Source organism: Vallitalea okinawensis (assembly GCF_002964605.1).
GTDB lineage: Bacteria > Bacillota > Clostridia > Lachnospirales > PQDH01 > Vallitalea_A > Vallitalea_A okinawensis.
On sequence record NZ_PQDH01000014.1, the window covers coordinates 55628 to 78844 of the forward strand.

The following is a 23217-nucleotide window of genomic DNA, read 5'->3' on the forward strand; positions in this document are numbered from 1 at the left end:
ACTCTAAATTGAACTAGGAAAGAAGAGTACTAATACACTCTCTATACTTTCCTAGTCCACATAGCCTTACTTCTTCAAATTACTTAAACGTTCTTCAACTTGAGCTAACATGGCTTCATATTTTAGCTTTTTCTCTTTTTCTGCTTGAACAACTTTCTCTGGAGCTTTAGCAACGAATCCTTCATTGCCAAGTTTCTTCTCTACACGATCAATTTCTGATTGTAATTTATCTTTTTCTTTTGCTAAACGATCAATTTCTTTTTCAATATCTACTAATTCAGCAAATGGCATGTAAATAGAAGCCTTTGGAATCACAGTAGATACAGCATCATCATCAATACCCTCTTTACCTTGTTGAACAATAACCTCACTGGCTGAAGCTAATGTAGCAAAGAATACCTTACCTTTTTCAAAGGTATTACGGATGGCAGCTTCATCAGATACAACAAACACCTTAGCCTTTTTCTTTGGTGGTACATTCATTTCAGCTCTGATATTACGAATAGATCTGATAGCACCTTTCATAAGTTCAATTTCTTCTTCTTCTGATGTAAAGCTCCACTCATCTTTGTATACTGGCCAACTTGCCAACATAATAGTTTCCTCTTCCTCCTGTACAAATGAGAAGATCTCTTCTGTAATAAATGGCATATAAGGATGCAATAATTTTAATGCATTGATTAATACTGTTTTAAGTGTCCATAATGCCGCCATTCTGGTTTCATCTTCTTCATTATAAAGACGAGGTTTAACCATTTCAATATACCAGTCACAAAATTCTTCCCAGAAGAAGTCATATAGTTTTTGAACTGCAATACCTAGTTCATATTTGTCCATGTTGTCAGTAACTTCTTTTGTTAAAAGATTAAGCTTTGATAGAATCCATTTATCAGCTTTTGTTAAATTATTTAAGTCCATCTCCTTTGGAATATCTTCCTCTAAGTTCATTAATATAAACCTTGAAGCATTCCAGATCTTATTTCCAAAGTTACGGCTAGCTTCTACACGTTCATCATAGAAACGCATATCGTTACCAGGAGCATTACCTGTAACAAGGGTTAATCTTAATGGATCGGCTCCGTATTGGTCAATAACCTCTAATGGATCAATACCATTACCTAAGCTCTTACTCATTTTACGACCTTGTGAATCCCTAACAATACCATGCATGAAAACATCTTTAAATGGGAGTGTACCTGTATGCTCTAACCCTGAGAATACCATTCTAACTACCCAGAAGAAAATAATATCGTATCCTGTAACAAGTACGCTTGTTGGATAGAAGTATTTAAACTCCTCTGTTTGGTTTGGCCAGCCTAAAGTTGAGAAAGGCCATAAAGCTGAACTAAACCAAGTATCTAAACAGTCTGGGTCCTGAACAACATTATTGCTGTTACACTTTGCACATGCCTCTGGAGCAGATTTGGCAATAATCATCTCTCCACAATCTTGACAATAATAAGCTGGGATACGGTGTCCCCACCAGAGCTGACGTGAAATACACCAGTCACGGATATTTTCTAGCCAATGTAAATAAGTCTTAGCAAAACGATCTGGAACAAAGCTTAAGTCTCCATTCTTATATGCGTCGATAGCTGGTTTCGCTAGCTCTTCCATCTTAACGAACCATTGTTGCTTCACCATTGGTTCTACCACACATTTACAACGATCATGTGTACCTACATTATGTGTATGGTCTTCAATCTTAACAAGTAGACCTAATTCCTCCATATCAGCTACCATTGCCTTACGGGCTTCGTAACGAACCATATCTTTGTATTTTCCTGCTAAATGATTCATTGTACCATCATCATTCATAACACAGATTTCTTCTAGGTTATGACGCTGCCCTACTTCAAAATCGTTAGGGTCATGAGCAGGTGTAATCTTTACAACCCCTGTACCGAATTCTTTATCGACATAGCTATCAGCTATAACAGGAATCTCACGATTAATAAGTGGTAGAATAACTGTCTTACCAATTAAATCAGTATAACGTTCATCTTCAGGGTTAACAGCTACTGCTGTATCACCAAGCATGGTTTCTGGACGAGTTGTTGCTATTTCTACAAAACCATCACTATCCTTAATTGGGTATTTAAAGTGCCAGAAATGTCCTGCCTTTTCTTGATGCTCAACCTCTGCTTCTGAGATAGTCGTTTCACATGTTGGACACCAGTTAATGATCTTTGACCCCTTATAGATAAGTCCTTTCTCATAAAGACGCACAAATACATCTAATACAGCTTCTGATAACCCTTCATCTAATGTAAAACGCTCTCTTTCCCAATCGCATGAGCTACCTAACTTTTTAAGCTGCTCTACTATACGACCGCCATATTGTTCTTTCCATTCCCAAGCTCTTTCTAAGAAGTCTTCACGTGTTAACATATCCTTTGTGATACCTTCTTTAGCTAGCGCTTCAAGAATTTTTACTTCCGTTGCAATACTCGCATGGTCAGTACCTGGTTGCCATAATGCATTATACCCTTGCATTCTCTTCCAACGGATAAGAATGTCTTGTAAAGTATTGTCCAATGCGTGACCCATGTGTAATTGACCAGTAATATTTGGTGGTGGTATCACAATTGTATAAGGTTCTTTATCATGGTCTACTTCTGCATGAAAGTAGCCCTTTTCTTCCCATTTTTTGTACAGACGATCTTCTACTTTTGATGGATCGTATACTGTTTCCAAGTTTCGTTTCATTTAAAGTGCCTCCTTTATATTATATCTTGCCATGATGAACTCATCCTTGTATGCTCCATTGCTAAAATAAACACACTTCTTCGTTCCTTCAGTAACAAAATTATATTTTTTATACATAGCAATTGCTATCTCATTATCTGTAAACACACCTAACTCTACACGTTTTAGATTTAACCAGTTATCGGCTAAATCTAAAGCAGCCTCCATAAGCTGTTTACCAATCCCTTGACCCTGGTGATCATCATGAACCATAATACCCAGGTCAGCTGTATGTCGTCGCTTTGGTCCCTGTCCAACATGAATTCCGACCATGCCGACGACCTTATTATCCACCTCTGCTACATAAATATGAGCGTTAGGTCCCATATTTTGAAGTTTCTTTTCTACATCTTCTAATCGAACACTTGGAATGGTCATGGTGTTCTCTAATACCTTGGGACATCTTCTAAGTTCCCATACATCCTTGGCATCCCTTATACTTAATGGTCGAATAGTCATTGCCTTCATACAACTTTCCCTCCTTTAAAGTATTGGTCATGACTTAATAAAAATATCCTAAAATAAATATAAAAAGGCCTCTTATCATCCTTAATAAGGACGACAAAAGACCGCGGTACCACCTTAATTTTTCTAGTCTAAAAGACTAGAAACTCTTCATGACTATTAACGCTGTCACACGATTTCATCTACTTTGCTGGCGAATCCAGTGTTCAATAAAATTACTCAGGAGCTACCTTCCGTTTGTCTAATCTCAGGGAATCTTTCAGCCGGTGAATTCCCTTCTCTTTGAGCAGGTACAAACGTACTCCTCTCCGTCTAAGTATTTAACAATTTTGCAATTACGTATTACTTAATATAATATAAAACAACCTAGCATTTGTCAACCCTATAACTTCTCCAATAAGTCATTTAACTTACATCAATTTTTCCTCAATGATTTTATCAATCTTATCCGCCATAGCAAGATCTCTATTCTTAAGGCGATATATTATTTGCCAATACTTGCTTTGCTCATTTTTATTTTGCTTCAGACGCTTATTACTTTCTTTCACAGAATCCTCCAGGGATTTTATGAACACAATTCTTTCTTGTTTATTGATGATTTTATCGCATTCATTCAATAAATATTCATCTTCAATAATGTTATATTTCAAAAAAATCGTTTCTATATTTGTTAGAACAGATGTTTCATACTTTCTTAATTCCAGATATTGCACATTGGTTGATTTAAATAACTTAAAGTCTTCCCAAAGGCGAATTAACTTATTTAAGTTATCAACATGATATTTATTGTATGCATAGTTCAGATAATTAGTGTGCCTAGCATACTTTATCTTAGCTTTATTAAGCAATTCCATTGCTTTTTCTTGCTTTTTCACATTCATCTTCAGTTCATAGGTAATATTACGTTTCCATATGTAAATCCAAACAATACTGAATAAGGTAATAGCAAACAAGACAACTACAGGGATGATTAAGCTCTCACTAAAGGTCGTATACAGTACAGCTAGAACTAATATTGCTACGCCTATAAGTATGCTGATAGTCACACCCATATAACGCATTACTCTTAATAGCTTTTCATACTTTTCCTTTTGATAATCTAAATAACCTTTTTCACCTTCTAAATAATTCATATCTGATTTTGCTAATCGTTGCTTTTCATCAGCTTTTTTCAATTCATTTAAAGTATCTTCAAAATTATGATAAAATTCATCAGGTACTTTTTCTAATTGAATTTTATTCAGTTCTTTCTTTACTAGTTCCTTTTCAACTTTGGCATTTCTAACTGAATTGATGGCTCTTGAAAATTGCTCTTCCTCTTCATCGGATAACTTTTCCAGACCTTTTAAATCTGTAATTGCATTGCTTCTTTGTTGAACTTTTTTGTTAAGACGTTGATCTTCTTCCATAAGTTCCACCAAGTGATTGGTGATCAAATCTAAATCGATCTCTTCATTATTTATATCTACTGAAAATCCTCTATTTTTACTGAATAAATTCTTAATTTTATTAATCCATCCCATAAGCTCATTCCTTTATATGTATCTAAGAGATTCTACTAAACCTTTCTCCTATCTTTGCTAAATACACAATAGCTACATCTTAAATAGCCACATTTCATTACTGACAGTATATCATGTAATTATACTACTATCAATTCCTATTACTTGTTTCATCTATTGAAGTGATGGTAATTAATTTAAGATATATTTAAGAATTGCTATGATTAAAAACAAAAAAATTCTAACAATTGCTCTCCTTTCTATGCAATGTACCAAAGGAGTCGTTAAATTTCAATTAAGACTAGTAAAAGACCGCGTATTTTGCTATAATAAGCACAAATTATATATTTTAAAAGGTGATTTAAATGAAAAAAGGTATCAGCTGTTTTCACGGTAGCGATTTAGAAGTAATTGAAAAAAAATATAATATTTCAAAAGAGAATATCATTAATTATAGTGGTAACGTTAATCCACTTGGTATTTCACCTAAATTAAAGGATGAACTACGTGAAAATATTGATTTGATTGCGTCGTACCCAGATCGACAATATACATCTTTAAGAAAAACCATTAGCCAGTATACCCATGCACCTTTTGAAAATATATTGGTCGGAAATGGAACAACAGAGCTCATTTCTCTAAGTATCCATGTTATTAAACCTAAAAAAGTGCTTATTGTTGGTCCAACTTATTCTGAATATGAGAAGGAAATTTATCTTGGTGGTGGTGACACATATTATTACCGCCTTAAAGAAGAAATGAATTTCCAAATAGATATAGAAGATTTAAATCAACATTTAACAAATGATATGGACTTATTAATTCTATGTAATCCGAACAACCCTACTAGCTCTGTCGTTAAACACGGTGAGTTACGAAGGGTACTAGATCATTGTAAAGAACAAGGTATTTATGTATTAATTGATGAAACTTACGCAGAATTTACACCTGATATTCATCAAGTTACTGCAATTCCTTTTACGGATTATTATACTAACCTTATTATCTTAAGAGGAGTATCAAAATTTTTCTCAGCTCCTGGCTTAAGACTAGGCTATTGTGTTTGTGGTAATGAAAATATATTACGTAAAATAAATGAGAAAAAAAATCCATGGACAATCAATGCTCTTGCCAGTCTTGCTGGTGAAATCATGTTAAAAGATGAAGACTATATCCAAAGAACTCGTCAAATAATTAACAATGAAAGAGAAAAAATATATAATACGCTACTGACATGGAGAGAAGTAAAAGTATATCAGCCATATGCTAACTTTATACTTGTGAAGTTATTAGATACACCAACAACTTCTAGCCATATTTTTGAGAATTTAATTAAAAAGGGATTAATGATTCGGGATGCCAGCTCATTTCCTTTCCTAGATACTCGTTTTATACGTTTTTGTTTCCTCAACCCCGAAGATAATGACAGGTTATTAAAAGAGTTAGCTTTATTATTGAGGTCGTAACTCTTTACCGGAAATCATAAAGGAGATTTCTATTATGAAACCAGATCCAAAAGACAAAAAACTTTTACTTAAAAATTTATATGAAAAATACAGTGAAGATATCTATAAGGTAGCTTATTATATTAGTAAAGATCAGTATATTGCTGAAGAAATACTACAAGAAACCTTTATAAAGGCCTATACTAAAATCGATACTCTTAATAATCCTGACTCGGTTAGGCCATGGCTAATCACAATAGCCAGTAACTTAACTAAGAAAAAACTTAAATCTACTAAAAATAAAGTATACTATTATAGCAATTTAACGGATTTCGAATATTTAATTTCCAACAAACCAATTAATAATATCGATCATATGATCATTAAGGATCATTTAAAAGAATGTATTAACTCTCTAGAACCTGATTTCAGAGAGGTTCTCATTCTCTATTTCTTTAATCAATTATCCTATGAAGAAATTGCAGAAAAGCTGAATATACGATTAGGGACGGTCAAATCACGCTTGTCCCGAGCAAAGAAAAAGTTAAAAGAACGCTATGATACAGATACATATGCTTAATAGAGTCAAGTATTTAATTTACTTGACTTTAATAATAAACAAACTATTAGTTAGGAGTGGTATAGGAAATATTTACTCAATAATTAACTCTAATCCGACTTGAAAATCACATCAATTTACTATATATCTACTTATGAATTTACTATCCAGTTGAATGCTATGATTAAAAAAATTGGAGGTATTTCCATGATGAAAAATTATATAAAAAACTCATTTATACTAGTTTTAGTCTTATCTTTACTTGCAAATTTCTCATTAAATCCAACTATATCAAGAGCCTTTGAAATTTCCAACAAGTTAGCTGCTAATCAAACAACCGGTTATGTCGAATTATCTCCTAAATATAATGTCTCACCTACAGAAGAATTTGTATTTAAGTTCAACTCTAATCTTTTTGATGGCGACGGTACTATTTATAAATATGTCAAAGTATATGATGATTTAGAGTGTACAAATGAAATTTGGATAGATATTGAGACCGATTATGATACAGGTACCGTTGTAGTTAAGCCTCCTACATATTTAAGCTCTCCTAATATTATTAGGGACTCTATTCCTGAAGATCAAAGGAGCTGGGGAGGAAGTAGTAAATATTATTTGGTTATTTCTAGAGATATGGAGTCTAGTAACTTCGTAGAACTTGAGACACCACTAAGGATGATGTTTACTGTTAAATCGGAGATCCAAGTACCTGATTTGAATTTTAGACTTACAAGTGATGGTGAAGCAGAATTATACTGGAACAAGATTGAGGGTGCTCAAGAATATAAAATCTATAAAGGACCTAGTTATTCCAGTACCAAAGTACTAGACTATTATACAAATACTACTGCAACTTCCTTTAAAGATTTTACTGTTATTAACAGTTTTACTGGCACACCTCTAAATGGTTCAACCAATGAAGGATTTGAAGGTTGTTTCTATGTGTCAGCTGTTGTCAATGGTGTAGAGTCAAGAGTTAGTAATTATATCGATGCAGAACAGTTAATTGATCAGATACCTAATTCAATTGATGATGATTATTTTACTGTCTCTACTATATATGACCTACCTAGTACAGCTACAGTACGTATGAAAGATTATTTTGTTGTTAAAAACTATCCTATCATCTGGGATTATGCAAATGCGACTATTATCGAACCATCTGTAACCTTATTTACTGATGACGGTACCCGTTCAGGTTTTATAAAAGGTAAAGTTAAAGGCACACCTTTAGAAGTGGAATGTAATATCAGTGAAATGCCAAGCAAAGAAACGTTACAAGAATTGGCTAAAAATCAGAAAAGTTCAGCTAATACTGGTGGTGCTATTTCTGCTAAAGATGAAATAGCTGATAACCCTCCACCAAATTTAGATGTTGATTCCGAATCACAAACTAATATTATACAAGAGCAACCTTCAAATAATGCAGGAAATACATTAGAAGGATATATTGCTGAGCATATGATGAACATGGAATCTGTTATTAATTTAAGTATGTTCCCAGAAGCAGGAAATTCAGAGATACTATCTGATACAGTTCTAATGGTTATATCTCAATATCCACTTATTCTTGGTGAGGAATCTATGAGTTATGACTATGCTTCCGATTCCTTATTAATTACCTATCAAACAACTGATAAAGCTGGCGTTGAAAAGAAACAAAAAGAAATCATGGATAAAGTTAAACAGGTTGTAAAAGATGTCATTAAACCTGGTATGACTGATTATGAAAAAGAAAAAGCTCTTCATGATTGGTTAACTGCTAATACAGTATATGATTTTGAAGCTCTTGAAATAGCTGAACAGAATAACTTCCAAGAGATGCCTAAAGGCCATGAAGATTCATTTAACCCTTACGGTGTTTTAATTAATGGTGTTGGCGTTTGCCAAAGTTATGCTGAAGCTTATAAACTCCTTTGTACTGAAGCAGAGTTAGATTGTGTTGTGGCTCGCGGGGATATGACTGGAGTTCCTCATGCTTGGAATTTAGTTAAAATGGGAGGAGAAACTTATTACCATGTTGATACAACAAATAATGATGATTCACCTTTCCCTTATCCTGTATTTAACTCACCAGATGCAGATATAGCTTTAGAATATACCCTTGGTGATGATTTTGCTCTCGATAGTCAGCTAATGACATATCAAAGTCTAGATAATAACTTTGACTATTATTTTATCAATAATTTAGTTATAACTGATACTCATTCTCTTAAAGCAAGGTTAACATCTGCTATCAAAAATAAAGAAGAGTTGGTTTTCATGAAATTATCTTCTAACATAAGTGATATGGACTTTGAAGATACTCTTCAGTCAGTATATTATGATAGTTCTTCATTGGAATCTCTATCATATGGAGAATTTGCCTCTGTTAAATATATCATGCTAGAATATTAAACTCTATATATTATATACCTTCTGCTTACTCTTAAGTAGGAGGTATTTTTTTGTTCAAGGTACTATTTAACTTTTCCCATCATATAATAATACTGACTTTTTAAAAGGTGGGAAGTATATGAATAAATTCACAAGATACCCTGCATCTATGTCACGCCAAAGCCTAGGTCAATTCCAAGTTGATGTTCGTGAATCGGCTGCCTTTAAACCTATTGAAAATGCGACAGTAGCCGTTAAGAAGACCGCCGTCGATGCCCAGACCATTGAAACCCTAACAACAGATGATTCCGGTCAAACGATTACGATTGAACTTGAAACACCTTCAAAAGAGCTTTCTTTAGATATAGAAAATGAAGAGAAACCTTACTCTGAATATACTATTGAAGTCACAAAAGAAGGCTATGAGCCTACGGTCATAGAAGGCTCTCAACTTCTAGCAGATACAAAAGCTGTTCAAGCTGCACAATTAAGAAGTACAGAAACTACTGCTGCACAATCTCTTATGAGGCGAAGACGTCGCTATCGCCAGGAGAGTGTATATTTTATTGAGCCTCATACACTTTATGAAGAATATCCGCCTAAAATTCCCGAGGATTCCGTAAAAGAGTTACCAGAGGGACCAGCAGGTTTTATTGTTCTTGATACGGTTGTGGTTCCAGAATACATGGTAGTCCATGATGGTGATCCCTTTGATCCTGGAGCTCCAAACTACTTTGTTTCATTCCAGGACTATATCATCAATGTTGCTTCTAGTGAAATCTACGCAACATGGCCAGAAGCCACTATAACTGCCAACATACTCGCCATTCTTTCTTTCACATTAAACAGAGTTTATACAGAATGGTATCGTAATAAAGGCTTTGATTTTATGATTACTTCTTCAACAGCTTATGACCATAAGTATATTCATAACAGGAATAGTTTTCAAAATATTTCTCAAATTGTAAATACTATTTTTACCAACTATATTACTAAACCGGGTATTAAACAACCATTACTTACACAATACTGTGACGGCAAACAAGTTCAATGTCCAGGTTGGATGACCATATGGTAATAGGGGTTGAAAGGATAAATCAAATATGTACTTAGTTCTATTGTGTATAAAAACTTATAAAACTGTAAGACTTATAGTATAAAATAACTTAATTAATAGATAGGTGATTAAAATTGAAACATTTATCCCGAAGAATTATAGTTTTTATATTTGGTGGAATCGCATACATTCTCCTTGAAATTCTACATCATGGTAAAAGTCACTGGTCCATGTTTTTATGCGGTGGTACATGCATTATGTTAGGGGATTTAGTTAATGAAAAGAAACCTAAAATGAGTATTCTTAAGCAATCATGTTTAATAACAGCTATTATACTCTTAGCTGAATATGTAACAGGACTCATCGTCAATGTATGGTTAAAGCTGAAGGTTTGGGATTATAGTCAGTTCAAATTTCATTTGAATGGTCAAATCTGTTTAAATTATGCTACCTTATGGTTTTTGCTTTCACCATTATTGATATGGTCAGGAGATACCATACGCTGGCTATTATTTAATGAGGCGAAACCTCTCTCCTTGCTCAATACTTATAAGGGATTAGTCTCAACTAAAAAAACATGTAAAATATAAATTTAACTATAGTTAGGATATTCCATTTACACACGAATGTATGTTTGCTATAATGATATTGAGGTGGTCTTATGAAAGTAATTAATAAACCTATTGAAATGATTGCTTTTACTAATTGTGACGGAGGTATTCAACCATTAATGATCCGTGTACTTGGCAAAGATAAGAAAAAACATACCTATGATGTCTTGAAAATAACAAGAACTGAAAAAGAAAAATTAGCCGGCAACATTATGCTCAGGTTTTTCTGTCAATTAGATATTGACGGTAATACTAGAGATTGCCTTATTAAATTTGAAAAAGATACTACACGGTGGACCTTATTTAAAATATAAGGTCTTTTATTACATATTCCACATTAAATTATATTACGGTATAATTTTCTCATGTAGACACTCTATTGGAATTAATTAAGGAAAAGAGCTTGTAAAATTTTTATATTGACATTTAAACTTTTTTGATTAATAATATAACAGTTATATTGTTTTCTAGGGTTCCGCAGTTTTTAAATTGGTCTGGTCCGAGAGAAAACGCACAGATAACTGTGTACACGGAGGGATAAAAGCCCGGGAGGATATTTTACAATATCTTCTCGGGCTTATTTTAATGTTGTAAAGTACTTAAGAACTTTTTTTATTCCATATGTATCTAAAGGAGGAATTTCTATGTCATGGTTTTATTTAATTATTGCAGGTGTATTTGAAGTAGTATGGGCTGCGGGACTAAAATATTCTAATGGATTTACCCGATTATACCCCTCAATCATTACGGTAATTGGTATGATCATCAGTTTTTACTTTTTGTCCATTGCTACTAAGACTTTACCCATAGGAACAGCATATGCTATATGGACTGGAATAGGTGCTCTTGGTTCTATTATTGTTGGTATTATTCTCTTTAAGGAACCTTTTAGCTTATTACGTGTTCTATTTTTAATGTTAATACTTATAGGTATTTTAGGGCTAAAACTAACATCAACTAGCCATTAATATGAACTGCCCTTATAGGTGACAATGTTCACACTTTTGAGAGCTTCTATTCACAATCTACTTAAGTGCGAACATTTTCCCCTTAAAATTTTATTTAACTAATTGATTATTGTTATTATTATTAGTATAATGGACTATAGTCAATATAGGAGTAGGTGATTTAACTGTCTTTAATTTCATTAATTTTTATTTTTTCATTACTGAGTTTTATACTATATTTATTTTTTACTAATCCTCTATATGTAGAACGCGATTTAAAATATCTAGCAATCTTCTCACTCTATGGAATCTTTATATGTTGTTGTTTTATACTACAGAGCATCATTATCAGTAGGTAGATTATCTGTTTTCGATAGCCTCTTCCCTTAAATAATACCGAATAGTTAGCTTTTCATTAGGTTGGTCAACTTTAATATACTTAACGATGGCTTTTAAGACCTTATTACGTTCAGCTATAGGTCGAGATTCATCCTTTAGATATTGATAAGTTGATATCATATAGGTTTTAAAACTTTCCTTCTTTTGGTTTATCAATTGATTTTCTACTAAAGCTATTTGATTGTTAATTTGGGTTTCTTCTCTAAGAAGCTTATCTTTATTACACTTATATTCTTCTAAGCTATCAATTTCTGCTATATACGCCTCTTTTATACGATGAAGTTTTCTATCTAATTGCTCAAGTTGCTTATGTAACATCTTTAGTTCGAAATCATCTTCATCAGCATCCATGTTATCCACAAAATATTCAACATTGTGCATATCTTTTTGTAATTTACCAAGTATAGCTTCTTCTAAAATGTTTACTCTAATATAATTACTGTGGTTACAAGAACCTTTCATCTTTTTATTACATCTAAAATATTCATAGCCATGGGTTTGTGCATAGGTCATAGCACCATTACAGTATGAACACTTCATCACTCCAGATAACCAATGTTTGTACTCGCTACTAGGTCTAGCTTTCTTGCTGTCTACATTTCTTGAATTGGCTAATATGACTTGAGCTTGATCCCAAAGTTCTTTAGTAACTATTAACTCATGTTCTCCCTGATTAATTATCCACTCCGCTGGGTCATTTACCTTATTCTTCTTTCTATAATTCCAACGTGTATACCCACAATAAATAGGGTTATTTAGAATATAGACAATCCCTCTCGTTTCAAATCTATTCTGATTTCTTGTCCTATATCCCATATCATTTAGCTGTTGAGCTATAATGCTGGGGACTGAACCCTCATTAGCAAATTTATCAAAAATATACTTAATAATAGGAGCTTCTTCTTCTACAACCATAGGTGGCTTCCCTTTTTCAAAAATATCATAGCCTAAGGGAGGCTTGGCCTGGAATCCACCTCTTCTAGCTTTTTCTGTCATACCCTTCTTAACTTCATCCGCAAGATTAAGTGAATAATACTCTGCCATCGCTTCTAGCATCGATTCCAGAATGATAGAGAACTTATCATCCTCTAACTGTTCTGTTACACTTATGACCCTAATTCCCTGCTCTTTTTTGAGTAATGATTTATAAACAACACTATCCTCTCTATTTCGTGCAAATCGATCAAAACGATGGACGATAATCAAATCAAAGGGCTTAGGTTTAGTTTTGGCTATTTTAATCATTCTCATAAAAGCAGGTCTTTTTTCTGCTTTGCGTCCTGAGAATCCTTCATCAGTAAAAAAATGTTCAGGATCAATGGTAATATTATTCTTTTCAGTATAAGCAAGAATAGCTTTCTTTTGTGCTTCAGGAGAAAACTCTATTTGTTCAGTAGTACTTACTCTTATATAAGCTGCTCCCTTATACATCTTTAACCCACCGCTTTCATCTCATTCTCTGTTTTAATTCCCTTCACCTTAAGCTGTAGTGTATTAAGCATCTGGCAACCTAGTTTAAGTGCTATATTGAAAGCTTCCTCATCATTACATTCGTCTAAGGATATTACTTCATTACCTTTAATTAGTATTTCACTATTGACTTCCAACATCAAATCACCTCAGTACATGTATATGATGATAGTGGTTGTCCATTTGCATAAATGCTAGAATTATTCACAATAATTCACCCCTATCACCATAAGGATGACCCAATGGGGTAGTAAATACCAAGGTGATCAAGGATTTTCGTCAATTGAAATTTTACGTAGTGCTTATGGTGATGATATTTATATAGAAACCGCTGAAGAAGTATCTGGTATTCCTGCTTCATGGCCAGGGAGTAATTTACAGCAAGGTTCTCAAGGCAGTAATGTAAGAACCATCCAAGAACAACTTAACGCTGTATCTAACAATTATCCTGCTATACAAAAAATCAGAGTCGATGGTGTTTTCGGTCCAGAAACTGTAGAAGCAGTTAAGAAATTTCAGTCCATTTTTGGTTTACCTCCTAACGGAATCGTTGACTATCCTACATGGTATAGAATTTCTGACATATTTGTGGCTGTTACACGGCTAGCTGAACTACAATAAGGAGGTTAAGAAATGACAAATATTCGTTTTTTTCATGCTGCACCTAATGCACCGAATGTAGATATCTACTTAAATGAAGATTTAGTAGTAGAAGGTTTAACCTATTCAAAGTTTACCCCCTACATCCCTGTTAAGCCAGGTGATTATACTGTTGAGATTAATAAAGCAGGAACAAATCAATTGATCTTAAAAAGCGATATTGCTATTCCTGATAATCTCATCTACACAATGGCCATTATTGGAATGCCTTCTGATCCATCATTGGTTGCCATTGAAGATCCAAGAATACCTATTCCTAAAGGTAAAGTGGCCGTCCGATTCGGTCATTTATCTCCAAACGCACCTGCTGTTGATGTACGTGTAGCTGATGGACCTGTTGTGTTTGAAGATGTCTCCTACAAGACTGTAACGGATTATGTTGATATTGATCCAGGTAAATATACTTTTGAAGTTACAGCAGCTGATAGCGATAAAGCCGTACTTATTGTTCCTAATATTAATTTTAAGGGTAATCGATTCTATTCCGTATATGCTATCGGTTTAATCAATATGGATCCACCGCTTCAAGTGGTTATCCCACTAGATGGCAACTCATATCTATAAGAATAGTAAAAGGCTGACTAGCGTCAGCCTTAACTTTGTATCTCTTTAAAAGTATTTAATAAATCTAATTCTCCATATCCCCATTCGCGGTTAGGATATTTTAAGGTATCCCTTCTTCTTGCTCCTCGAATCAAGTAGTTTCTAGCTCCAAGTGTATCTATTGTCTCATCATTACCTTCCACAATTCCCCACTGTAGAAGTAAAGCACTGGCTCCTGCAGTTATGGCAGAAGCAACGCTGGTACCAGTCATAGTACTGTATCCCCCATCCGGTGTTGTTCCAGTTACACTTACAGCAGGTGCTACTAAATCCGGTTTAATATTATTACTTCTGGTTAATCCTCTACCAGATGCAAAATATAGACTTCTTGAAACATCATTATATCCCCCCACTGTGATGATGTTGCTTGTTGTTCCTGGATCAGTACAAGTAACATATGGATCAGGCTTTAAGAACTTCGTTTCTTCTCTGATAAAACCCTTCTGAGGTAAATACGCATCAAAGGTACCATTAATAATGTTATCTCCAAACACAGTTATGGTCCATACACCTGGTGTAGGATTTTTTAAGCGAATGAAGGTTGCTTGATCCCCGGATCTCACTTCTGCAATTTGATACTCTACTAATATATCCGTCTTTTCAAGGGTTAACGTTATCTCCTGTTTTTTACCGGTTGCAAAAGGAATTTTATCTGTATAAGTTCCTGTTGGTGAGGTAAGGGCAATGGATAATTTATCAGGTGCATAATTCCATATGTTTATAAAGAAACCTCTTTCATTATCGTCTACATTTAACTGCATATCAATTTGTTGTTGTTCTGTCATGAGGAATTCACCACGAAAATGGTGCCCTGCGTCAGCTTCATTTCCCGATGGAACAACATTGACTACGCCATTGAATTTAACAATGGAATCAAAATATCTCTCAACAATAGAATTACCATCATGAGGCCCCATATTCGTTTCGCCAGCGAATAGAATCACCAGTGGCATATTCAATTCTGAACTCTTCCTAGCAAGATATCTAATGGCTACAAGAATATCATTACTCTGATAAGCAGGTACGTTCTCCTCGATGAGATAATAATCTCTTACACACTTCTTAGCTTCTTTGAGTTTAACAATCACAAGGGTCGAGTCAGGTGCTGCTCCGCTAAAGTTTTCTTGTGGATCTTCTCTTCCAGCAGCTATACCTGCTAAGAATGTACCGTGACCAATCTCATCTTTTTCAGGCACAATAGATAATGGGTCATCGGATGCTAAAGCTTCATTGATCTGTTCCTCAGTATACTCTGTTCCATAATTATATCCCTGAGGTGCAGGACCATCACCTGTTTGATCCCATATAGAGTGGATCTTGGTTGTATTATCTTCGTATATAAATGCTGGATGGGTATAATCTATCCCTGTATCAATAATTCCAATAAGGACATCTCTTCCTGTTAATTGAAGACCAGGCATTTTGAATATGGGTGATACCCCTGCAGCCTCAAGACTCCTACTAGCTAAGCCATAGACATCCGGTACTTCTACATGGGGTATATTCTTATATACTTCATCACAAGATTGATCATCAATAGGTATATGTAAAGCTACATGGGTGGGATTCAATACCTGGTAGCAATCTGCTCCAAAAAGTTCTGCATCTGATTGTAATGTTGCAGCATAATAAATGCGAATTATATCTGCATAATTATCTGATTTAATGACTTCCTGACAATTAAGCTCTCTTACCGAATCACTGAGGGCTTGCCGATAAAAGAACCTATTAATGACATCAATACTATTTTGAAGACACAATGTACCATACCCCCATGTATTATTTGGATAATCTAGGTTAACTTTATCGCGTCTAGCTCCACTAATGAGATAGGATTTCACTTTCTCCCCATAAAGAAAGGGATCATTTCCATTGACTATCCCATATTGCATCATTAATGCTGCGCTCCCTGTCACGAAAGGCGCTGCAAAAGATGTTCCGCTAACGCTATCATAGCCTCCCCCTGATTTTGTGGTCATTATATTAACACCAGGTGCTACTAAATCTGGCTTAACCATATTATCTGTACGCGTATAGCCTCTACCTGAAAAAGGAGCAATACTATTAATATCTGAGTTATATGCTCCAACACTAATCACCTTGTTAGCAGTAGAAGGAATTGTTAAAGTGGTATCTGTGGTTGGTTTAGCAAATGTTGTTTCTGCACTGGTTTCATAACTTATGGGCAGCCATAAATCATAACGCCCTGTAACAACATCGTTTGCCTTTAAGCGAATAGTCCATTTACCTGCTGTAAGGGCATCTCCAACAGGTACCATCTCCATGTATATCTGTTGAGCCTTACTGAATGGGGATGGTTCTCCATAGTAAAGTAGTATATCTGTAAAGTCCAGTCGAAACTTCTGAGTTCCTAATAATTGTTTTAAAAATCCAGTTGATTGACCACTTGGTGATATAAGCTCTACTTCAATATCATCTTCATACTCTTTCCATATCTGAATACTTAAATCTCGCTCATTGGCCTGAACAAAGACTTCTATATCTTTAATTTCATCGTCTTGTAAAAAGCCACTGGTATGCTTACCACTTATACCTTCATTGCCAGAACCAACAACGATAACATTCTTCCATCTATTTGCCCAATCATCTATATAGTTTTCGAATATAGATGTACCATCATGGGATCCATTATTATTTCCATAACTTATATTAATGGCTACTGGCTTATTTAACTCTTCAGCTTTTTCCACCACATACTTCACTGCACGCATTATCTCAGAATTTTTTGAGAAGGATTCCGCTCCTTTTAAACCTAATTTAACAATAATAAAATCTGCATTAGGTGCAGCTCCTATGTATTTCCCATCGCTTGCTCTACCATTACCTCCCGCTACCCCAGCTACTCCAGTTCCGTGTCCAATAATATCTCTACTTGGAACAATTTCCATCATCGCTTGCCTATTTTCTTGTTGCAAAGCCTCATTAATCTGATCCCTTGTATATTCTGATCCAAATACAAAACCTTCTGGAGGGTTTCCTTCAATGGTTTGATCCCATAGATACGCTATTCGTGTGGTCCCATCTTCATTGCGGAAGTCTGGATGAGCATAGTCTATACCGCTATCTATAATACCAATCAAAACGCCATCGCCCTTTAAATTATATTGTGGAAAGTTTTGTACATTTTCGATACAAGCATCGTATAACGCCTCTTCAATCTGTATCTTCATATTTTTAGGTTTCTCGATATACTCTATTTGATTTTCGTTAGCTAGCTCCACAATAGAATCTTCACTTATTGTTATGATAGCATATTGGTCTGTAAGTACCTCAACCAAAGCGCCATACTTATCAGCAAGGCTTATAATATCACCATTATATTTAACAATAATCTCCCAAGCATCGTCATCTTCTATATAGCCAACCGAGAGACTCGTTGATTTTAATAATTCATTTTTATTGATATCTAGTGCCAGATTTAACTCATTATCCACCTTTTGGTTATCGGCCAATCCATTCACCTCCCAAATCCCTATCATTAATGTATATGTAAAAAAACATAGGGATAAAACAATAAAATAAAAAGACCTCAAACAGTTTATACTGAATGAGGTCATATTAAGCTATTAACATGGTACTTCTCATAACTATTCACCTTATATACTAAGGAATATATATTGAACTAAAAAACATTCACATTGTTTAGCTCAATATTTATAAATCATCTATTAGTTGGGGTAATAAAATACTTCATTCTCCCAATTACGAAGCTTAGCTCTTCCATCTTCTATGTCTAAAAGATATTGTGGTAATAATGGAGTTTTACCTTTACCTTTAGGAGCATTAACAATATAGGTAGGTATAGCCATTCCTGAAGTAAATCCTCTCAAGTTTTCCATGATCTCTAGACCTTCTTCAATTTTAACTTTGAAGTGTCCAGTACCCATAACTTCTTTCGGATGGAATATATAGTAAGGTTTCACGCGTATTCTTAGTAACTCCTGATTCAGCTTCTTCATAATATAAGGATGATTATTAATTCCCTTTAATAATACCGCCTGATTACCAAGAGGGATCCCTGCTCTAGTTAATAGATCTGTTGCTTGAGCCGCTTCTTCAGTGATTTCAGATGGTGAATTAAAGTGCGTATTTAAGTAAAGTGGGTGGTATTTACTCAACTCATCGCATAATTCTTTTGTAATTCTTTGAGGCATCGTAACAGGTGTACGTGTCCCGATTCTAATGATTTCTAAATGTGGTATCTGACGTAATTCTCTAAGTAACCAGAATAAAATGTCATCTTTAATCATCAAGGCGTCTCCTCCAGTAAGCAGCACATCACGTACTTCTGGATTATCTCTAACATAATCCACACATGCCTGTAACTCCTCCTTAGAAGTAGCTAAATCTTGTTGACCAATTGATCTCCTTCTTTGACAATGTCGACAATACATAGCACATTGATTGGTTACTTTTATAATTAAACGATCAGGATATCTTCTAGTAATATTCTCCACAGGTGACGTAAATTCTTCTCCCATTGGATCAGCTTCTCCGCCTTCAACCATTTCCACAATTGATGGAACCGATTGTTTTCTAACAGCACAATCTGGATTATGCGGTTCCATAATGCTTACATAATAGGGCGAAATAGCCCATCTGTATTTTTCACTTATTAATCGGATATTTTCTTTTTCTTCATCGGTTAAATTAATAACTTTAGCTAATTGGTCCACATCAGAAATTCGATTTTTTAATTGCCATCTCCAATCATTCCAGTCTTCTTCTGTACCACCTAGGAGTTGCAGTAATTTCTTTTTATTATCTTTGATCATGTCTTTATTTCTAAAGCCTGTAGGAATGCTTTGTTCATAATCCAAATAATCTTGAATTCTTGATTTTAATTCTTCCGCCCTATGAATTGATACGTCTCTGTTACTCATATATCATACCTCCTAAGTAATTTATTAACTCTTTCATGTATCATGAATTTTCTCGTCAAAAAAATACAGCATACATGCTGATATCTTTATTTTGTATTAGTTGTAATATTAAGTAAAATTATAAGCAGAAATATATTACTTTAAAAGAAAATAAAACTTCAATTTATCGAATTCAATGAATACTAAATCAGTATGTTCTCGTTCATATAAAGACAGCCGTGCCACCAAATTAATGACAAAGAGGCTAAGGATGGTTAACTCATTAAAAAAACACACAAAAATGAAGCATATATAATTTAATGTAGAAATTAGTCGACTATATGCATAGACAATGTTTATACCTATATTTAAATAACTTCTCTTCGATTAAAATGAGAATTTAGGCAGGTAAACAATAGATTAATTTCTTTAGACAAAGATAAAATGATACATTGTAATATTATAATACCATAAAAATCAGTTTAATGCAAGGAATTGTAAAAATATAGAAATAGTAAAACAATGCGGAATAATCGCCTAGATTTACCACATTGTTTCTATTTTAATAAAAATCTTCAATTGTAAATTTCTTTTGATGCTTAGAGAAATGTGTGTCAACGAATTCTTCGATAATCATTTCTATACGAGCTGCGAGTTCTTTTAATTCGGGTTTTCCTTTATTAATAAAATAATCTACCATAGTACTCTCATCAAGATCTTTATCTAATATATGATTGAGTTCATGTTCTACAAGACTATCCTCTATATCTATAGGATTGAATTCCGATAAAGAACGTAGCATTAGTTGCTTTAAAAAGGGTTTATTGCAAATTAAATAATATGCCATCTGTACAAAACTTAAATCATCAAATATCTTCTCTGTAGCTCTATATGTAAGTTGATAAATGAGCTCAATTGCATCTTCCTTTGATAGTTGATAGTGATTGACCAGAACCGAATAAATAGCTATTGCAGGTACAGCAAAAGCCATATGATGTTCATTTAGTTCCATTTTATCTTCATCATTATAATACTCTATATATTCATCGATAACTTTGATCATAAAGTCATCGTAACTCTCAAGATCAATTTTCTTTAATACAATAGATTTATATATGCTCAAAACCTCTTGTAATCTGTGTACCTTGATCATGTCCAATTCCCCCTATAGTCAAGCTCCACACAGTTTATCTTTTTCGCTTATGATAAGCGTCTTCTTCGTTATTATCTGTGCTTTCTTCGTCCCAATTTTAAAGCTTATCTTAATTACATGACAATAGCTTCACGTGCTAATGACTTAAAGTCATCATTCGGCGGCACGACACCTTCCAGTATCATACTAAGAGTATACACCATATTGCTAAAATTATACAGATAATAAACCATTAATTATTATTAAATTATTATTACACCACTGTTTACAAAAAGTTAACAGGAACGGGGCGTTCTACGTTGATTCTACAACTTTTTTCAATTATTATTTTAAGCTTTTAAGGCTCGTGAATTCATCTTTCTTTTCTATTTGTTAAGTAGTTTTAGTTGACATCATGGGGAATAATAAAAGGCTTTTCATTAATAGGGTTTTTCATCATAACAACATCCATGTCGTAAACCTCTTTAATATGCTTAGCTGTAATGACGTGCTCAGGCGTTCCAGACACAAATATATTACCCTGATGTAATAAGAACATATAGTCACTATAGCTTGCTGCTAGATTAAGATCATGTAGCACTGCAATAATGGTCATTTGCTTTTCTTTCTGCAATCTCTTAATAACATTGAGTATTTTTACTTGATGATGGATATCTAAATGGGATACAGGTTCATCCAGTAAAAGTATTTCTGTTTGCTGAGCTATGGCCTTGGCTATGACAACTCGCTGCCGTTCCCCACCACTTATTGCATTGATCTTTTTATGTCTTAGATGATAAGTGTCTGTTAGTTGTAGGGCTTCTTTGACATATTTCTTATCTTGATTACTTTCACTTTGGAATCTTTTAAGATAAGGTGTTCTTCCCATGGCTACAACTTCTTCTACAGAAAAATCAAAATCAATATAAGTATTTTGTGGTACAAAGGCAATTTTCTTAGCCAACCATTTAGCAGATGTACGTGTTACATCATGTTCATCTATAAAAACTTCGTTATTCCTTGCGGTAAGGATATTGGTAATTAATTTTAGAAGAGTACTCTTTCCTGTACCATTGGGTCCAATAACGCTATAAAATCGATTCTGATTAATATCGAGAATCAAATCTTCTAAAATATTGTGTCCGTTATAACTAAAACTGAGTTGATTAACTTTTATAGGTTGTTTCATGATATCACCTTCTTTATAGAATCATATAGGGTTAATACACAACAATTAGGCACGCTTCTTACGATAGAGTAAATATAGAAAATAAGGTGCACCAAATACGGCTGTAACAGCACCTACCGGTATTTCCATAGGATTGGCTATGGTTCTAGCTAAGGAGTCACATATAACTAAGAAGATTCCTCCCGCCACTACAGAAAAGGGGATTAGTACTTTATGATTCGGTCCTACCAGCATGCGAATGGCGTGGGGTACGATTAAGCCAACAAATCCAATAATTCCACTAACAGAAACAATTGCTGCTATCAAAAATGAAGAGATACCTAAAAGTATTTTCTTAACACTTTCAATTTCCACCCCTAAGTTTTTGGCATGCTCTTCACCTAACAACATCGTATTAAGTTCTCTTGAGAAGGCATAAATAACAAAAACACCAACTAATATAATAGGTGCCAAAATGAATACTTCTTGCCAAGACGCAGTGCTTACACTCCCCATTGTCCAGTAGACAATATCTTCAATTTGGTCTCGATTGAAAATCATCAAAATAGATATGCAAGACTGTAAGAAAAAGCTCATAGCGATACCCGCCAACAATAAAGTCACTGTAGGAACTTTACTGCCAATCCTTGCGATATTATAAACCACAAACATGGTAATTAAAGCACCACCAAATGCTAGTGCGTTGATGATTATTGTATGATTAATTAAGCCTAAATAGCTGAATATTAATCCGATTGTAGCACCAAATGCAGCCCCAGAGGATACACCTAAAACATATGGATCTGCCATAGGATTTTTAAATATACCTTGAAAAACACATCCAACTGCCGCTAATCCTGTTCCTACAATCGTAGCTAATAATATTCTCGGTAAACGAATATTCATGACAATGGTTATATATTTGGACTCAATATCCATATGGATCAGATCCCCTATGATAGGTATTTCACTCATCATGATTTTAAAACTATCGATAGTAGACAGATCTGCAGAACCTACTGTTGCAGATATTAATATGACAATAAACAAAGCAATAAGCATCAATATAAAAGCCATTGTCATTGATATTTTACTTTTAAGTTTCATCTTCCCACGTATAATCCAATTATCCTCTTTTTGAGGTGGTTGGATTATCTTCCTTTCTCCCAACCTTTTTGTTGGGGTAATC

The 23217-nt window shown here is 34.1% G+C and carries 19 protein-coding genes, 1 riboswitch and 1 other annotated feature; of the genes, 9 read left to right on the forward strand and 10 right to left on the reverse strand.

From position 1 onward, the window contains the following. Positions 1–66: 66 nt before the first annotated feature. From C1Y58_RS23480 to C1Y58_RS23490, 3 genes are all read right to left on the reverse strand, one after another. Positions 67–2709, reverse strand: coding sequence for a valine--tRNA ligase (locus C1Y58_RS23480; protein WP_105619410.1), 2643 nt, complete (start codon positions 2707–2709; stop codon positions 67–69). Beyond that, the gene (locus tag C1Y58_RS23485) at positions 2710–3216 is read right to left on the reverse strand and encodes a GNAT family N-acetyltransferase (RefSeq protein ID WP_242985463.1); all 507 of its coding nucleotides are present in this window, start codon (positions 3214–3216) and stop codon (positions 2710–2712) included. It abuts the gene before it with no gap. Between the two features lie 83 nt (positions 3217–3299). Beyond that, positions 3300–3537 (reverse strand) — a binding site (T-box leader). An 86-nt stretch (positions 3538–3623) separates the two neighbouring features. Then, complete coding sequence (locus C1Y58_RS23490) at positions 3624–4736, reverse strand: DUF3784 domain-containing protein (RefSeq protein WP_105619412.1); 1113 nt, start codon at positions 4734–4736, stop codon at positions 3624–3626. A gap of 344 nt (positions 4737–5080) precedes the next feature. Here C1Y58_RS23490 and C1Y58_RS23495 point away from each other — a divergent pair, with 344 nt between their 5' ends. The 7 genes from C1Y58_RS23495 to sugE all read left to right on the forward strand — a co-directional run bounded on the left by C1Y58_RS23495 (position 5081) and on the right by sugE (position 11734). Beyond that, on the forward strand, positions 5081–6181 hold the full coding sequence (locus C1Y58_RS23495) for a pyridoxal phosphate-dependent aminotransferase (RefSeq protein ID WP_105619413.1): 1101 nt from the start codon (positions 5081–5083) through the stop codon (positions 6179–6181). Positions 6182–6215: 34 nt separating this feature from the next. Further along, a complete protein-coding gene (locus tag C1Y58_RS23500) occupies positions 6216–6740 on the forward strand; it encodes an RNA polymerase sigma factor (protein ID WP_105619415.1) in 525 nt (174 codons plus the stop codon). A gap of 186 nt (positions 6741–6926) precedes the next feature. Then, positions 6927–9119 (forward strand): transglutaminase domain-containing protein, encoded by a 2193-nt coding sequence (locus tag C1Y58_RS23505; RefSeq protein ID WP_105619418.1) that lies wholly within the window; start codon positions 6927–6929, stop codon positions 9117–9119. Between the two features lie 118 nt (positions 9120–9237). Then, positions 9238–10176, forward strand: a complete 939-nt coding sequence (locus C1Y58_RS23510) for a carboxypeptidase-like regulatory domain-containing protein (protein WP_242985464.1) — start codon at positions 9238–9240, stop codon at positions 10174–10176. A 113-nt stretch (positions 10177–10289) separates the two neighbouring features. After that, entirely contained in the window at positions 10290–10745 is a 456-nt protein-coding gene (locus C1Y58_RS23515) for a putative ABC transporter permease (RefSeq protein WP_105619419.1), read from the forward strand. 71 nt (positions 10746–10816) lie between these two features. Next, entirely contained in the window at positions 10817–11080 is a 264-nt protein-coding gene (locus C1Y58_RS23520; protein WP_105619421.1) for a hypothetical protein, read from the forward strand. 142 nt (positions 11081–11222) lie between these two features. Further along, positions 11223–11320: riboswitch (guanidine-I (ykkC/yxkD leader) on the forward strand. A 90-nt stretch (positions 11321–11410) separates the two neighbouring features. After that, positions 11411–11734, forward strand: a complete 324-nt coding sequence (gene sugE / locus C1Y58_RS23525) for a quaternary ammonium compound efflux SMR transporter SugE (protein WP_105619423.1) — start codon at positions 11411–11413, stop codon at positions 11732–11734. A gap of 339 nt (positions 11735–12073) precedes the next feature. On the opposite strand, the gene C1Y58_RS23530 is transcribed toward sugE, so the two are convergent. Next, positions 12074–13543 carry a recombinase family protein gene (locus tag C1Y58_RS23530; protein ID WP_105619425.1) on the reverse strand — a complete coding sequence of 490 codons (1470 nt, stop codon included), beginning with the start codon at positions 13541–13543 and terminating at the stop codon, positions 12074–12076. Positions 13544–13545: 2 nt separating this feature from the next. Further along, on the reverse strand, positions 13546–13722 hold the full coding sequence (locus C1Y58_RS26590) for a hypothetical protein (protein WP_170311680.1): 177 nt from the start codon (positions 13720–13722) through the stop codon (positions 13546–13548). Between the two features lie 94 nt (positions 13723–13816). On the opposite strand from C1Y58_RS26590, the gene C1Y58_RS23535 reads away from it, so the two are divergent. Beyond that, positions 13817–14203 carry a peptidoglycan-binding domain-containing protein gene (locus C1Y58_RS23535; protein WP_105619427.1) on the forward strand — a complete coding sequence of 129 codons (387 nt, stop codon included), beginning with the start codon at positions 13817–13819 and terminating at the stop codon, positions 14201–14203. 12 nt (positions 14204–14215) lie between these two features. Next, the gene (locus C1Y58_RS23540) at positions 14216–14806 is read left to right on the forward strand and encodes a DUF4397 domain-containing protein (protein ID WP_105619429.1); all 591 of its coding nucleotides are present in this window, start codon (positions 14216–14218) and stop codon (positions 14804–14806) included. A gap of 29 nt (positions 14807–14835) precedes the next feature. Here C1Y58_RS23540 and C1Y58_RS23545 read toward each other — a convergent pair whose 3' ends face one another. From C1Y58_RS23545 to C1Y58_RS23565, 5 genes are all read right to left on the reverse strand, one after another. Then, complete coding sequence (locus C1Y58_RS23545; protein WP_242985465.1) at positions 14836–18318, reverse strand: S8 family peptidase; 3483 nt, start codon at positions 18316–18318, stop codon at positions 14836–14838. A 216-nt stretch (positions 18319–18534) separates the two neighbouring features. Continuing rightward, positions 18535–19749, reverse strand: coding sequence for a glutamate 2,3-aminomutase (gene eam / locus C1Y58_RS23550; RefSeq protein ID WP_105619432.1), 1215 nt, complete (start codon positions 19747–19749; stop codon positions 18535–18537). A gap of 541 nt (positions 19750–20290) precedes the next feature. Beyond that, positions 20291–20881, reverse strand: a complete 591-nt coding sequence (locus tag C1Y58_RS23555; protein WP_105619434.1) for a hypothetical protein — start codon at positions 20879–20881, stop codon at positions 20291–20293. A 382-nt stretch (positions 20882–21263) separates the two neighbouring features. Continuing rightward, complete coding sequence (locus tag C1Y58_RS23560) at positions 21264–22049, reverse strand: heme ABC transporter ATP-binding protein (protein WP_105619436.1); 786 nt, start codon at positions 22047–22049, stop codon at positions 21264–21266. Between the two features lie 45 nt (positions 22050–22094). Next, a partial coding sequence (locus C1Y58_RS23565) for a FecCD family ABC transporter permease (protein WP_330404499.1) occupies positions 22095–23217 on the reverse strand: 1123 nt, incomplete at its 5' end.

Coding starts and splice junctions, on each gene's coding strand:
- C1Y58_RS23480 (WP_105619410.1), bottom strand. CDS start 2,709: ATGAAACGAAACTTGGAAACAGTATACGATCCATCAAAAGTAGAAGAT.
- C1Y58_RS23485 (WP_242985463.1), bottom strand. CDS start 3,216: ATGAAGGCAATGACTATTCGACCATTAAGTATAAGGGATGCCAAGGAT.
- C1Y58_RS23490 (WP_105619412.1), bottom strand. CDS start 4,736: ATGGGATGGATTAATAAAATTAAGAATTTATTCAGTAAAAATAGAGGA.
- C1Y58_RS23495 (WP_105619413.1), top strand. CDS start 5,081: ATGAAAAAAGGTATCAGCTGTTTTCACGGTAGCGATTTAGAAGTAATT.
- C1Y58_RS23500 (WP_105619415.1), top strand. CDS start 6,216: ATGAAACCAGATCCAAAAGACAAAAAACTTTTACTTAAAAATTTATAT.
- C1Y58_RS23505 (WP_105619418.1), top strand. CDS start 6,927: ATGATGAAAAATTATATAAAAAACTCATTTATACTAGTTTTAGTCTTA.
- C1Y58_RS23510 (WP_242985464.1), top strand. CDS start 9,238: ATGAATAAATTCACAAGATACCCTGCATCTATGTCACGCCAAAGCCTA.
- C1Y58_RS23520 (WP_105619421.1), top strand. CDS start 10,817: ATGAAAGTAATTAATAAACCTATTGAAATGATTGCTTTTACTAATTGT.
- sugE (WP_105619423.1), top strand. CDS start 11,411: ATGTCATGGTTTTATTTAATTATTGCAGGTGTATTTGAAGTAGTATGG.
- C1Y58_RS23530 (WP_105619425.1), bottom strand. CDS start 13,543: ATGTATAAGGGAGCAGCTTATATAAGAGTAAGTACTACTGAACAAATA.
- C1Y58_RS26590 (WP_170311680.1), bottom strand. CDS start 13,722: ATGTTGGAAGTCAATAGTGAAATACTAATTAAAGGTAATGAAGTAATA.
- C1Y58_RS23535 (WP_105619427.1), top strand. CDS start 13,817: ATGACCCAATGGGGTAGTAAATACCAAGGTGATCAAGGATTTTCGTCA.
- C1Y58_RS23540 (WP_105619429.1), top strand. CDS start 14,216: ATGACAAATATTCGTTTTTTTCATGCTGCACCTAATGCACCGAATGTA.
- eam (WP_105619432.1), bottom strand. CDS start 19,749: ATGAGTAACAGAGACGTATCAATTCATAGGGCGGAAGAATTAAAATCA.
- C1Y58_RS23555 (WP_105619434.1), bottom strand. CDS start 20,881: ATGATCAAGGTACACAGATTACAAGAGGTTTTGAGCATATATAAATCT.
- C1Y58_RS23560 (WP_105619436.1), bottom strand. CDS start 22,049: ATGAAACAACCTATAAAAGTTAATCAACTCAGTTTTAGTTATAACGGA.